The sequence below is a fragment of the Ruegeria sp. AD11(2025) genome, from assembly GCF_056542405.1.
Genome location: NZ_JBQFZU010000052.1, coordinates 1 through 12,787, shown reverse-complemented (window position 1 = coordinate 12,787; position 12,787 = coordinate 1). Strand labels below are relative to the sequence as shown.

The 12,787-nt window shown below is 58.9% G+C and carries 11 protein-coding genes, 1 tRNA gene and 2 pseudogenes; 2 read left to right on the top strand and 12 right to left on the bottom strand.

Going from position 1 to position 12,787, the window contains the following annotated elements; all coding sequences use genetic code 11:
- The 9 genes and pseudogenes from ACR1XY_RS23420 to ACR1XY_RS23380 form a co-directional block, all read right to left on the bottom strand.
- Positions 1 to 137: pseudogene (locus tag ACR1XY_RS23420) on the bottom strand (sulfopyruvate decarboxylase subunit alpha); the annotation flags it as partial.
- A gap of 37 nt (positions 138 to 174) precedes the next feature.
- A complete protein-coding gene (locus ACR1XY_RS23415) occupies positions 175 to 585 on the bottom strand; it encodes a universal stress protein (protein WP_480597047.1) in 411 nt (136 codons plus the stop codon).
- Between the two features lie 28 nt (positions 586 to 613).
- A complete protein-coding gene (locus tag ACR1XY_RS23410; RefSeq protein ID WP_480597044.1) occupies positions 614 to 1,594 on the bottom strand; it encodes an alcohol dehydrogenase catalytic domain-containing protein in 981 nt (326 codons plus the stop codon).
- Positions 1,591 to 2,352: an SDR family NAD(P)-dependent oxidoreductase gene (locus ACR1XY_RS23405; protein ID WP_480597042.1), complete on the bottom strand. Its 762-nt coding sequence runs from the start codon at positions 2,350 to 2,352 to the stop codon at positions 1,591 to 1,593. Before ACR1XY_RS23405 ends, ACR1XY_RS23410 begins: the two co-directional genes overlap by 4 nt.
- Entirely contained in the window at positions 2,345 to 3,652 is a 1,308-nt protein-coding gene (hisD, locus tag ACR1XY_RS23400; protein WP_480597040.1) for a histidinol dehydrogenase, read from the bottom strand. Before hisD ends, ACR1XY_RS23405 begins: the two co-directional genes overlap by 8 nt.
- A gap of 12 nt (positions 3,653 to 3,664) precedes the next feature.
- The gene (locus ACR1XY_RS23395) at positions 3,665 to 4,993 is read right to left on the bottom strand and encodes a TRAP transporter large permease (RefSeq protein ID WP_480597038.1); all 1,329 of its coding nucleotides are present in this window, start codon (positions 4,991 to 4,993) and stop codon (positions 3,665 to 3,667) included.
- Between the two features lie 12 nt (positions 4,994 to 5,005).
- Positions 5,006 to 5,518 carry a TRAP transporter small permease gene (locus ACR1XY_RS23390; protein ID WP_480597036.1) on the bottom strand — a complete coding sequence of 171 codons (513 nt, stop codon included), beginning with the start codon at positions 5,516 to 5,518 and terminating at the stop codon, positions 5,006 to 5,008.
- Between the two features lie 108 nt (positions 5,519 to 5,626).
- Entirely contained in the window at positions 5,627 to 6,772 is a 1,146-nt protein-coding gene (locus ACR1XY_RS23385) for a TRAP transporter substrate-binding protein (RefSeq protein ID WP_480597033.1), read from the bottom strand.
- Between the two features lie 22 nt (positions 6,773 to 6,794).
- Complete coding sequence (locus ACR1XY_RS23380; protein ID WP_480597031.1) at positions 6,795 to 6,980, bottom strand: hypothetical protein; 186 nt, start codon at positions 6,978 to 6,980, stop codon at positions 6,795 to 6,797.
- A 130-nt stretch (positions 6,981 to 7,110) separates the two neighbouring features.
- Here ACR1XY_RS23380 and ACR1XY_RS23375 point away from each other — a divergent pair.
- Positions 7,111 to 7,365 (top strand): annotated as a pseudogene (locus tag ACR1XY_RS23375) (LacI family DNA-binding transcriptional regulator); the annotation flags it as partial.
- A gap of 256 nt (positions 7,366 to 7,621) precedes the next feature.
- On the opposite strand, the gene ACR1XY_RS23370 reads toward ACR1XY_RS23375, so the two are convergent.
- The 3 genes from ACR1XY_RS23370 to ACR1XY_RS23360 all read right to left on the bottom strand — a co-directional run bounded on the left by ACR1XY_RS23370 (position 7,622) and on the right by ACR1XY_RS23360 (position 10,216).
- Positions 7,622 to 7,698, bottom strand: a tRNA-Met gene (locus ACR1XY_RS23370).
- Positions 7,699 to 7,779: 81 nt separating this feature from the next.
- Complete coding sequence (locus tag ACR1XY_RS23365; protein WP_480597029.1) at positions 7,780 to 8,742, bottom strand: alpha/beta fold hydrolase; 963 nt, start codon at positions 8,740 to 8,742, stop codon at positions 7,780 to 7,782.
- A gap of 1 nt (position 8,743) precedes the next feature.
- Positions 8,744 to 10,216, bottom strand: a complete 1,473-nt coding sequence (locus ACR1XY_RS23360; RefSeq protein ID WP_480597026.1) for a flavin-containing monooxygenase — start codon at positions 10,214 to 10,216, stop codon at positions 8,744 to 8,746.
- Positions 10,217 to 10,808: 592 nt separating this feature from the next.
- Between ACR1XY_RS23360 and ACR1XY_RS23355 the strand changes: the two genes are divergently transcribed.
- Positions 10,809 to 12,632 carry a BCCT family transporter gene (locus tag ACR1XY_RS23355; protein ID WP_480597023.1) on the top strand — a complete coding sequence of 608 codons (1,824 nt, stop codon included), beginning with the start codon at positions 10,809 to 10,811 and terminating at the stop codon, positions 12,630 to 12,632.
- Positions 12,633 to 12,787 lie beyond the last annotated feature (155 nt).

Genomic DNA, 12,787 nt, shown 5'->3' with positions numbered 1-12,787 from the left:
TTCGAGGGGATGTGAAAGATGTCGTCGCGTTGGTCAATCTCCTCGATCACCCCGGCCAGCTGTTTGCAGGGCACGGTGGTGACAAACGAGACGTCATTGGCCGCCAAATCGTCAGCGATCCTCTTGTCTATATTCATGGTTGGTTGCCTTTGTTTCGGGTGTCTTGGTTCTGAATCAGGCCGTACGGCAGACATGGACTGCGCAAGGTGCGTGGCGGACCACGCGGGCAGCCGTCGTGCCTAGGAAAAAGTCGCTGAGGCCCGGTTTGTGGGAGCCGACGACGATGCAATCGATCCCATGTTTTTCCGCGTATTCGACGATGGCACGATAGGACCGGCCCTTGACGATCTCCGTCGCCACATCGCCATAGTCTGCGGTTTTGCGGGCCAGCTGCTGGCGCGCATTTTCCAAACCTTCTCGCACGGCGTCCTCGTCAAGATAGGCTGCTGCTGAGCCGTGCGGTGCCTCATAAACATGCAGCGCGGTGATCTGGCCGCCCGGCTTGCAAAGGGTGGCAGCAGCCTTCAGCGTTGTCTCAGAGACCCCGTGATCCAGGGCCATCGGAACCAGGATTTTGTCATACATGGTTGCTCTCCTGTGTGTTGGCGCGGGCTCAGGCCCAGGGGTCGAGAATAATCTTGGGGGCCGCCACCGCGCCGGTGCGCAGGTCGTGGAAGGCCGCGGCGCCGTCCGACAGCGGCCGCTGCTCCGGCCAGTCCAGCGAGCCGAGGCGGCCGTCGAAAATCGCCTGCGCAGTGTCGCGGAAATCCTGCGCGGTATAGGTGTAGGTGCCGATGAATGTGATTTCTTGCAGCGTCATGCGGCGAACGTCCAGGCCGCCGGCATCTTCGCCTAGTCCCACATGGGCAATTACTCCGCCGGGCGCAGCTGCGGCTGAAGCAGAGGCACGGGTTGCGGCATACCCCACTGCGTCGATCACCAGAGGCACCATGCCGTCAAACTCCGCCACAGCCTGCTGGCCGCAGTGGTTGTTCAGGTAGTCCCGGCGTGCGGCGTTGGGTTCCTGGATTGTCACATCTTCCACCCCCATCGCCCTGAGTGCCAGGGCTGCGGCCAGCCCGATAGCGCCGCCGCCAATGACCAGTGCACGGGGTTCCGTTCCCGGGTGCAGCGCCTCCAGCGCCAGCCGGGCGGCATGCCAGCTGACAGCCAAGGGTTCGGTGAGTGCAGCCTTTTCCAGCGGTACATCGCCCGGCACCGACACCAGATTGCGCTCCGGTATGGCCACAAACTGGGCAAATGCACCCTCGCGCGGCGGCATCGAGATGATCTGGCGGGCGGCACATAGGTTCTCGCGCCCGGATGTGCAGGCGGCGCAGCTGCCGCAAGTCACCAGCGGGTTTATGGTCACCCGGCGTCCGGCCTGCGGACCGTCTTCGATTGCACCCGCAGCCTCATGTCCCAGGATCAGCGGTGCAGGCCTGCGGCTGTCGTGTCCCAGATAGGCATGCATGTCCGAGCCGCAGATGCCTGAGGCGCGGATGCGGATCAGATGCTCACCCGGCTGTATCGGCGGCATCGGCACATCGCGCAACGCAAGTACCTCAACTCCTTCATAAACCAAGGCTTTCATTTCGCCGTGAACCCCCCGTCAACCATCAGAACCTGCCCGGTGACATAGGCCGAGGCCTCGGAGCACAGGAACAGGAGCGGACCGTCGATATCTTGCAGCCGTCCGTTGCGGCCGATACAGGTCTGTGCCGCGTTTCGGGCAGAACGATCCTTGTCAGAGAACACTGCCTGCGTGAGTTCGGTCGGGAAGAACCCGGGACCGATGGCATTGGCAGTGATGCCGAAGGGTGACCAAGCCTCGGCCATAGCACGGGTGAGCTGGCCGACTCCGCCTTTGCTGGCGCCATAGGCGATGCCGCCGGGAAACGCCCGCGTGGTCTGCAGCGAGGCAAAGTTGACGATCCGGCCCCAGCCCCGGTCCTTCATGGCGGGAACCAACGCCTGGCTAAGGAAGAATGGTGCCGACAGGTTCAGCGCCAGTGTCTTGTCCCACTCTGCAATGGTGACCTCATCTGCTGGCTGCCGTGAGTTCACCCCCGCCGCATGGATCAGGATGTCCGGCGCGCCGAAAGGGGCCGAGACCCTATCCCGCAGTGCACCCAGTGTGCTTCTGTCTGCAACGTCGGCGGCGACATGGGCAGCGCTTGGTCCAATTTCCGCGCAGAGGCTTTGCAAGGCCTCCGCCCGGCGGGCCACCACGACCACATTGGCCCCGGCGGCGGCGAGGGCTGCCGCCGCGCGTCGCCCCAGCCCGGAACTGGCGCCCGTGATACAGGCAGTACGGCGTGCCAGGTTGAACAGTTTACTCGGATCAGCCATTGGCAGTCAGGTCAAAGGTTTCATCCGGGAAATACTTGGCCAGCCGCACGTCGGCGGCGCGGGCATGGCCCTCCATCCCTTCCAACCGCGCGATCCGCGCTGTGGCTTCCGCCACCGGCTTGGAGCCTTCGCGGGTAGCACGCTGCCAGGTTACGATCTTCATGTATTTGTGAACTGACAGCCCGCCAGTGTAGCTGGCCGCGCGGGACGTTGGCAGCACATGGTTGGTGCCCGCCGCCTTGTCGCCGTAGGAAACCGTGGTCTCCTCGCCCAGGAACAACGAACCATAGCAGGTGAGCTGCTGCAGCCACCAATCAAGGTCTTCTGCCTGGACGGTCAGATGCTCGGGCGCGTATTCATCGGAACAGGCCGCCATGTCTTCGCGGTCAGCGCAGAGAATTACCTCAGCATAGTCGCGCCAGGCGGCGGTGGCGTTTTCGCGGTTCACCTCGGGCAGGTCGTTGATGTAGCCGGGCACCAGCCGCATCACTTCCTCCGCCAGCGCACGGTCATCTGTAACCAGCCAGACCGGGGAGTTGTAGCCATGCTCTGCCTGGCTCACCAGATCAGTAGCCACAATGTGTGCATCTGCTGTGCCGTCGGCCAGGATCAGGCTGTCTGTGGGGCCGGCGATCATATCGATGCCGACCCGACCGAACAGAATGCGCTTGGCCTCCGCCACAAACTGGTTGCCGGGGCCGACCAGGATATTGGCCTTGGGCAAACCAAAGAGACCAAAGGTCATTGCCGCGACCCCCTGCACGCCGCCCATCGCCATGATCTTGTCGGCGCCGCAGATATGGGCCGCATAGACGATGGCGGGCGCTACGCCGACACCGGGGCGCGGCGGGGAACAAGCGGTGATATGCTTACAACCGGCCACCTTGGCGGTGGTCACGGTCATAATGGCGCTGGCAATATGGCTGTAGCGCCCGCCCGGCACATAGCAGCCTGCAGCATCCACCGGGATTACCTTCTGACCGGTGATGAAACCGGGGGAGATTTCGGTTTCCACATCCTGCATCGTCCCTTTTTGCAGCTCGGCAAAGCGTCGCACATTGTCGTGCGAGAAGCGGATGTCAGCCTTCAGTTTCTCCGGCACCAGGGCGCATGCCGCCTTGATCTCCTCTGCGGTCAACAGAACGTTACCCTCGTATTGGTCGAATTTCGCGGCGTACTCCAAGGCCTTGGCATCGCCTCCAGACTCAATATCGTCGAGGATGCCCTGCACGATCTTATGAGTTTCAGACGCATCTGACTTGGGCGTCAGGGTAGCCTTTTTCAGATATTCACGGGTCATTTCCAGGAGGTCCTACTTGTAGATATCAGGAAGCAGCGTGATCGAGATCGCCGGGAGATAGGCGATCAGCAGCACCACGATCAGCATGGTTAACACAAAGGGAACGGCACGGGCGGCGATCTTGAGGATGGACTCGCCGGTGATGCCGGAGACGACAAAGAGGTTGAGGCCCAGCGGCGGGGTGATGAAGCCCACCCCCAGTGCGGTGATCATCATGATACAGAACTGGATTTCGTTCATGCCGATGTTGTCGGCCAGGGGCTTCAGGATCGGCGCCAGGATCACGATGTTGGGTGTCGTCTCCATCACGCAGCCGGCTGCGATCAAGATGCAGATCATCAGAAGGATCAGTAGCGTAGGATCATCGGTCAGGCCGGTGACTGCTGTTACAAAGCCTTGCGGCACGCCCATGATTGCCAGCGCCTCGGCTAACGGGGCAGAAAAGGCGATGATCGGCAGGATCACCCCGTTCACTTTTGCGGAACTGACCAGCATAGCCGGGAAATCTGCCAGTTTCAGGGTGCCCAGGATGAAACCCATCAGAATGGTCACAACAACGGCCGTTGCGCCAGCCTCGGTCGGGGTCAGGCGGCCGGAGAAAATGCCGTAGAAAATGATCCCCGGAACGATAAAGGCATACCAGCCGGATTTCAGCGCCTGGCCCAGGTTGCTCAGCCATTCGCCAAGCCCCATGTTGCCTCCGGTTTCATAGGTGTAGAGGCGGTTCATGATGATGTTGGTGATCAGGATCGACACCAGGATCGCCAGCCCCGGGATCAACGCCGCCAGAAACAAGGTGGAGGCGGAAATTCCCAGCACGAGGCCAATGATGATATAGGCGATGGAGGGCGGGATCAGGATGCCTGTGCAGGCGCCTGCCGCCACAAGCGCACAGGCGTAGGGGCGAGGATAGCCGCTTTCGACAAGGCGGTTGATCGTCATCCGGCCCACAGCCGCAGCACCTGCCGCGTCAGAGCCGGAGATCGCCGCGAACATGCCGCAGACCAGCACCGTGGCCGAACCGAAGCCGCCGCGTGTCCAGCAGGTCAGTGCCTCGGCCACATCCAGGAATTTCTTGCTGAGCCCGGTGCGCACCAGAACGTCGCCGGTCAGGATGAACAGCGGTACTGCAGTTAGTGCAAAGGCATCAATACCGGTGAACAGGCTTTCGCCGATAGCGCTCAAGGGTAGGTCCCCGGACATCACCAGCATGGTAATGGCCGCGGCCCCGATGGCGGCCCAGACCGGCACCGCGAGTGCGATCAGGGCGACGAACATGATCACCGGAATGTAGAAATCCCAGCCAAGCTCGACCGTTTGATTAAGTGAATTCCACAGCATCGCTCAGGCCTCTCAATCAAACAGCTTGTCGCCTTCAAAGACGGGGGTGCCGTCACGAAGGCTGCGCAAATCGCGCCGGAAAGACTGGAACAATCGCCAGATCATCAAGGTGAATCCCAGCGGCACGGCGGCCAGAAACCAGACCATCGATATCCTCAGACCATGGCTGACGGATCCGAACTTAGCCGAGACATGCACCGTCTCGAAGGACCAGTAGAGCGCCACCAGCGCGACAACGAACATTACCAGATCCCCGAAGATGTAGATCAGCGCCTTGGTCCGCGGGCCGAGGTAGTGCAGGATCACGTCGATACGGATATGAGCGCGCTCTTTGACCGCCGCCGCAGCGCCGATCCAGGCCAGATATATGAATGAATAGCGGACAATCTCCTCGCCCCAGATCGAAGAATAGGCAAACAGCTCGCGCCGGATCACTTCAATCGCCATTGTGACGACAAGCATTGTGTAGAACACCAGAAGCAGCCAACGTTCTGCGTTCTGGTCGATGGTTCGCAGGATGTTCATTGCCATTCCCGGTGTTCATGCACACCCTCGCGACCAGTCCAGCGGACTGTTGCGAAGGTTGTTGTTGAAGAATAGGCCCGGTGCTTTAGCGCCCGGGCCCGGTGCTGCTCAGGCGTCGTGCACGTAGTATATCCCTTGCGTGCCTGCGGCTTCTTCGAGCTTGGCGAAGTTTTCCATGGAGCCGGCGAGTTCGGTCTTGAAGGAATCCCATTCGCTAAGCTGATAACCGCCGGCCTCTTTCCACTCGCCCAGTTGGTCATCGCTAAGGGCATGGAACTCGACGCCTGCCTTGGCCAGTTCCGCCATTGCATAGGCACGGGCAGAAGGTACTTTGGCCAGATTCTGATGCGCGGTGAGCTCAGATCCCCACATCACACCTTCCTGAACATCGGCAGGCAGCGAATTGAACCACTCGAGGTTACAGGAATAGACTTGGCTATCCGGAACAGCCTGGGTGAATGTCACGTGGCTCAGGATGTCTTTGAATCCAAAGACGTAGAGTGCCCCGACAGATGGATCGAGCGCATCCGCGACGCCCTGTTTGATCGCAGAAGGCGTCTCGCCCCAAGCCACAGGTGTTGGGTTGGCGCCGACCATGCGATAATACTGCTGCAGCATTTTCGATCCCGGCACCCGGAACTTCACTCCTGCCATGTCGCCGGGCGACATCACAGCAGTGCCGCCCTTGCGCACCGCGACAACGCGAGGATCGATGTTCACATAAAACAGGGTTTTGAACCCGTTGGCTTCCACGTTGGGATGAACCTCTGCCTTCCAGAAATCTGAATTCACCAGGTTGGTGAAACGTTGGTTGGAGCCGCAGAGATAAGGCATGTTGATCAGGTCAACGGTGGAAGCAAAAGGCGCGAAATTGGACAATGAATGCTGCGCTGCCTGAATTGTGCCGCCCTGAACTTTCTGCACCAGTGCGCCGCCAGCGCCCAGCTGGCCACCAGGTGCCAGTTTGACATAGATTTTACCATTGGTAGCGTTCTGGATGTTTTCCTTCAGATCCAACTGCATGATCGGATAGCTGCGCGATGCCCCCAGGACATAGGCGGTGGCAACGGTCATGACATGATCTGCTGCACTCTCGCGCTCTTTCTCTTCCTTGGCGGTCTGAGCAGCGGCTTCTGAGGACCACAGCACACCGCCAGCACCGGCTACCACAGCCGCAGTGAATGAGCCGGTTGAGGCCAGTTTCAGAAAATTCCGGCGCTCAGCAGATTTGAGGCCATCCTTGGTATTCGTCATTGTCTTCCTCCCTTATGATCCGTCAGCTGCCGTTTTTGTTCTTTTGGTCAGCTTCGCGTTTGAGAATGGCCGCTACGAACAGGATCGAGGCGGCAAACAGAACCAGCATTTCTCCGACGTCTCCTAAGAAAGCACCGCCACCAAAGGCGCCCAACGCGACATTGGCGAAAAACACTGCAAAGATAGCAACAGCAGCCCAAAGGAACATCTCAGAACTCCGGAATCTTATCTTGAATCCATTTGTAAGCGCTTACATTGATAATGCAAGCGCTTACATCAGTGGGTGGGATCGGTGGATTTTTTAGTATGACAACAGTCAAAGACATGGCAGGCTCCGCATGGGAAAAAACCGTTCAGCTCCGACACTTAACGATGTTGCCAAAACGACGGGTGTTTCGACCGCAACCGTTTCGCGATGCCTGATTTCTCCCGACCGTGTGATCGAAACCACCCGCCCGCAAGTCTTGCAGGCGGTCGAATCACTGGGTTACACGCCGAGTATTGCAGCGAGAGTGATGGCGGCAAAACGCGGCTACACAATCGGCGCCATTCTACCACTCATAGTTCTGGTTACTGCAATAACGGCGAAGGGGAGAATTGTGGGCGAACTCTCCAAAGTCCACGACAAGTAGTTCGGAAAGTCGCGCCAAATAGTCCGAATCCCTCTGTCGCGCCACAAGAGGATGGAAGCATTCGTTAAGGATGGGCAGCATTGATTGAAGAATAGATCATCAACTAAGTAGCGAATGCTACGGCACTCAAATTAGGATGATGTGTGGGTAAAATGATGGTAAGAACGGGTCTGGAAGAAGTTTTTCTCAGCTCAAACAACATCTTATGTTGGGTGTTTGGTAGCGGAGGAGGGACTTGAACCCCCGACACGCGGATTATGATTCCGCTGCTCTAACCAACTGAGCTACTCCGCCATGAGTGAGAGGCGATTTACGGGAGGGGCCGGAGAGGGTCAAGAGGGAAATGATGGTCGAAGCCGGATTCTTTTCACCCGATCAAACCGCCTCGGATTCGCTGCGTGCGGCTTCGGCGATCCTTCGGATGAACATGGCGCAGGTCTCCGGTTTGGTGATCAGGATCATGTGACCCGCTCCGTCGATCCGTTCGTTGCTCAGGCCGAACTGCGCCATCGGATCGCCCTGTGTCTGAGCCGGCAGGATCGCGTCCTGTGTTCCGTACAGAATCCCGCCAGGAACGCTTAACTCACTGTAGCGCGCCATCTGCGCCTCAAGGCTGGCGTTGACGCCTGCAATATCCTGCGAACCGGTGATGAAGGCCGATGGTCGCAGCCCCAGTGCGCCGCCCGCGCGGTCGAGGAAGTCGGCAGGCGCAGGTTCAGGGGAAAAAACGACGTCTAGTGTGTGCGGCGCGGTTTTGGCGGCCAGCGGCACAGCCAGAGTATTGCCGATAAAACTCCGAAGCCATTCGGCACGAATTTCCAGCGGTTTGAAGACCTGAGGCGTGGATGGCAGCTTTTGCGTCAGGGGGGCCAGCAGGGCCAGCGCCCCGGTCTTTTGGGGATGGTCCAGCGCCATGGCGAGCGATACCGCCCCGCCCAGAGAATGGCCAACCAGAATTGCGTCAGTGATGCCCTTGGCGTCCAAAAGCTCCTGTATCATCCTCCCCTGTTCGGGCAGGCGTCCCAGATCGGCCGTATCCCGAGTCGAATACCCGCAGCCTGGCCGGTCAACCGCGATGACGTAGTAGTCGTCGGCCAGCATATCGACCAGCGCATAGGTGAAATGCTGCAACTGTCCGGTCAGGCCGTGGATCATGACAATTGCTTGCTTCGACGGATCGCCCCGTTCGACGTAGTGAATGCTACCGCCGTTCACGGAAACGATATCGCCAAGCTGCGAGACCCGCTTCTGCCCATCAGCAGTCAGTTTCCGGGTCCACAGGTTCATTCCGATGAAAAATGCAACGATCAACAGAAGGATAATCAGGAACGTGTTCATCTCAGCGGTCTCCGCTTTGGGGTGGTGCAAGTTGGTATTGTTCCAGCCCGGACCGGGCCATACGCTTTTCATACTCGGCAACGGTGCCCGGCCAAAGCGTTGTGTTGCGGCCCTGTCCGTCCTGATACCAAGACGTACAACCGCCGGCCTGCCAGACGCTGTCGAGGTGACGGTTGCGCATCTCCTGGGTAAAGGCCGCCTGCTTCGCTGGGGCGGGCGAGATGGTGTGCAACCCTTTTCGGTTCATCTGATCCAGTACGCGGCCGATATGAGCGACCTGAGCCTCGATCATCAGTACAACCGAGTTATGGCCCAACCCCGTATGCGGCCCCAGCAGGATAAAGAAGTTCGGAAACCCAGCGATGGCTGTACCCAGATTGGCCTGCATTCCTTCGGCCCATGCCGCGCGCAAGGTCATCCCATCTGAGCCAGTGATGTCCAGTCGTTCACCCATGTCGGTCACATGAAAACCAGTGCCCCAGATCAGAATATCCGCCTGGGTCCGGCTGCCATCAGAGGCAGTGATTTGGTTGCCGTCGATCTTGGTCACCCCGTGTGAAATCACAGTTACGTTCTCTTGCGCTAACGTTGGGTACCAGTCATTCGAACTGAGGATACGCTTGCACCCGATCCGGTAGTTCGGGGTCAGGCGTTGGCGCTCTTCTGGGTCGGTGATCGCCTTCTCAAGCGCATGGCGCCACATCTTCATGGCAAAGTTAACCATCCGCTCTTCACCGCGAAAGACGCGGTGGCGGTACTCGAAGATCATGTAGATCAGCTTGCGTCTGAGCCGGGGCAGGGCCGGCACGCGTCGATAGAGGTTACGAACCCAAGGTGCTATTGGCCCATCCGGGCGGGGCAGAACGTAGGGCGCTGTGCGCTGGAAGATGGTGATATCGCCCGCCGACTTCGCGATCTCGGGTACGAACTGAACCGCCGATGCTCCGGTGCCGATCACCGCGACACGCTTGCCGGTAAGATCCGTGTCGTGATCCCATTGGGCAGAGTGAAACTTGGGGCCGGTAAAGCTATCCGCCCCCGGAATGTTTGGAACGCTGGGTAAGTGTAGCGCGCCGACGGCCGAAACCAGAAACCGAGCCGACCAGTGCTGCCCGTGCTCGGTTTCCACTTGCCAGCGGGTGCCGTCCCAGCGGGCGGATTTCAGCTGCTGGTGAAAATGGCACAGGTCGTACAGACCCTCGTCACGGCAGACTTTCTGCAGATAAGCTTGAATTTCGGCCCCATCTGCATAGGCGCGGCTCCAGTCCGGGTTCAGGTGAGTCGCCATCGAATAGAGATGCGAAGGGATATCGCAGGCCACGCCCGGATAGGTGTTTTCACGCCATGTCCCGCCGATATCACTTGCTTTCTCAATTATCGCAATGTCGGTGATCCCGCGTTTGCGGGCCTCAAGCGCCATGATCAGCCCCGAGAACCCGGCCCCGACGATCAGCAAGTCCGCGCTGTGTTCCATGCGTCCGCCCCTCCCAAAGCGACCGAGATGGTTGGTACAGACTATAAGCCGGAAAGTGCTCGTGCACAGCCTCTCTTAAGGTCAGGGGGGGTCGGTCAGGGATTAGTCTTTGGAGTCCAAGCGGCTGCACCCTGACGGCAGTCCCGAACCGAAGGTGTGGCGCGGTGTCCAAAGTGGACGGATCATCAGTCTCGACAGGATTGGGATGCGCCCGGAAACCATGATCTGGGTGTAATCATCAAACAAAACATGAGCTGAACTAAATCCTGTGTTAGTTTTTTACTGGGTAAAGATCTGAGTTCAGTGCGCCAAAGGTGTATTTTTTGATCAGGTCTAAGAGTATATGTCGCAAAACTACAGAATATGTCGGTTCCAGCCCAATCGTCCGGAAAGCGACATTATAGGCAAGAAAATCAACAGTTGCCGCGTATAGACAGCGGATTGGGCATCCTGCCCGAATAGAAGTTTCAATGACCTGCCCGATGGAGGAGTGGTGAAAAGCCACAGCGGATCGGGTCGAAGAAAAGACCAAGATTGGAGGCTCATCTTTAGGTGGGTTCAATCCAGCTATACCGTCAACACGGAGGAAAATATGTCGGTACCCGAACCATTTACGGATGTTGAGATAGAAACGGCAGATGCCGGTTTCTACGAGAATTACAGCGTCCCCATCGCACTGATCAGCAAGGCCATCATGGTTGGGCTGGTTCTGTGGGCCCTTGTGTTTCCTGCCAATGCCAATAGCACGCTGGGCAGCCTGAACGGCAAGCTGCTTGAGGTATTCAACAGCTTCTACGTCGTCATCGTGGGGCTGTTTTTCTTTTTTCTGGCCGTTGTCGCTATCATTCCGGCCACCGGTCGCCGGATCATGGGAACGCCGGGTGAAAAGCCCGAGTTCTCGAACTTTTCCTGGTTTTCGATGATGTTTGGCGCCGGTCTGGGTGTCGGCCTGATGGTGTTTGCGACGGCTGAACCGTTAGGCCTGTGGGGGTCGAATCCCGTTGTGGTGTCCGGCGCCGTCGAGGGCAACTCGCCGGAGGCTCTGCAATCGGCCTATCGCTTCACCTACCTGCACTACGGCTTCCACGCCTGGGCGATTTATGTCGTCACCGGTCTGTCGTTGGCCTACTATGCCTATACCCGCAACATGCCGCTGACCATCCGTTCGGCGCTGACGCCTTTGTTCGGTCGTTACGTCAACGGCTTTTTCGGCCATGTGGTTGATGTTCTGGGCGTTGTCGCGACCATCCTCGGTGTCTCCGTGACCATCGGCTATGGCGTCAGCCAGTTCATTGACGGTCTTTATGCCATCACCGGGATGGAATGGATCATGGATCTGGGTGGCGAGGTTCCGACCCCGTCCAAAGTGGGTCTGATCTCGGGTCTGGTCGTCATCATGGGGCTGTCCATCATCTCGGCTGTGTCCGGCGTTGGCCGGGGCGTGAAGTACCTGTCGAACCTGAACCTTGTGCTGTCGATCATCCTGCTGGGTACTTTCGTGATTTTCGGCTCGTTCGTCTTTGCTATGACCACCTATGGCACTGCGATGGTGGATTACATCCTGCACTTCATCTCGCTGAGCTTTGGCGCTTATGGCCCGCTGTCAGCCGAGGCCTTTGCAGCGGCGCTGCCGGCCGAGGCGCAGGCGCATGCGGATGCCCTGATGGGCGGCGCGACCAATGCGTGGGGCAGTTTTGACGGCTTCAAGAGCGGTCTGGAAGGCGCTGCGGCGGAACTGGACGAGGCCACGCTGGCTGCGGCCTATGCGGCGGGTGAGCAAGGCCGCCAGTTTGGTTGGCAGGCCGGCTGGACCACCTTCTACTGGGCCTGGTGGATTGCGTTCTCGCCGTTTGTCGGCCTGTTCCTGGCGCGCATCTCGAAGGGCCGCACTGTACGTGAGTTCATCTTGGGCTGTGTGTTTGCCCCGGCGCTGGTGTGCTTTGCGTGGATGACTGTTCTGGGTGGCACCGCGATCGATCTGGAACTGGCGGGTGCAGCAGAAGGTGCGATCATTGGGGCGTCTAACACCAACAAGCTGTTCGTGACCCTGTCCCACATGATCGACGGCGGGTTGCTGTCCATGCTGAACGTGATGTGCGTGATCCTGATCATGACCTTCCTTGTAACGTCTGCGGACTCGGGCATTCTGGTGATGAACACCATCATGTCCGGCGGGAGCCAAGAGACCGGTATCAAGCACCGCATCATCTGGGGTGTGATCCTGACGGCTGTGATCGGCGCGCTGATCCTGGCAGCGGGTGAAAACAACCCGATGGACGCGCTGCGCAATGCAATGATCATCGGTGCGCTGCCCTTTACCATGGTGATGGGCCTGATGTGCATAGCGTTGGGCAAGGCGCTGTTCCGCGACAGCCAGCGCGACAAGCACGGCGTCGCGACGCAGGCCGCCGAGTAAAAACCTGCCAAAGAAAAATAAGGTGTCGCCCCGTCAGGGGCGGCGTTTTTCGTTTCGTAAGCAGTGTCGTTTCCTGCAATCAGATATCGCAATCAGTGAGGTTTGAGTTTGGCGAATCCTTCAGTTTGGCGACAAGATTGGAGATACGCCCTATG

Bases quoted from the DNA above. Each gene is read 5' to 3' on its own strand.
- ACR1XY_RS23415 (WP_480597047.1), bottom strand. From the start codon at position 585: ATGTATGACAAAATCCTGGTTCCGATGGCCCTGGATCACGGGGTCTCT.
- ACR1XY_RS23410 (WP_480597044.1), bottom strand. From the start codon at position 1,594: ATGAAAGCCTTGGTTTATGAAGGAGTTGAGGTACTTGCGTTGCGCGAT.
- ACR1XY_RS23405 (WP_480597042.1), bottom strand. From the start codon at position 2,352: ATGGCTGATCCGAGTAAACTGTTCAACCTGGCACGCCGTACTGCCTGT.
- hisD (WP_480597040.1), bottom strand. From the start codon at position 3,652: ATGACCCGTGAATATCTGAAAAAGGCTACCCTGACGCCCAAGTCAGAT.
- ACR1XY_RS23395 (WP_480597038.1), bottom strand. From the start codon at position 4,993: ATGCTGTGGAATTCACTTAATCAAACGGTCGAGCTTGGCTGGGATTTC.
- ACR1XY_RS23390 (WP_480597036.1), bottom strand. From the start codon at position 5,518: ATGAACATCCTGCGAACCATCGACCAGAACGCAGAACGTTGGCTGCTT.
- ACR1XY_RS23385 (WP_480597033.1), bottom strand. From the start codon at position 6,772: ATGACGAATACCAAGGATGGCCTCAAATCTGCTGAGCGCCGGAATTTT.
- ACR1XY_RS23380 (WP_480597031.1), bottom strand. From the start codon at position 6,980: ATGTTCCTTTGGGCTGCTGTTGCTATCTTTGCAGTGTTTTTCGCCAAT.
- ACR1XY_RS23365 (WP_480597029.1), bottom strand. From the start codon at position 8,742: ATGAACACGTTCCTGATTATCCTTCTGTTGATCGTTGCATTTTTCATC.
- ACR1XY_RS23360 (WP_480597026.1), bottom strand. From the start codon at position 10,216: ATGGAACACAGCGCGGACTTGCTGATCGTCGGGGCCGGGTTCTCGGGG.
- ACR1XY_RS23355 (WP_480597023.1), top strand. From the start codon at position 10,809: ATGTCGGTACCCGAACCATTTACGGATGTTGAGATAGAAACGGCAGAT.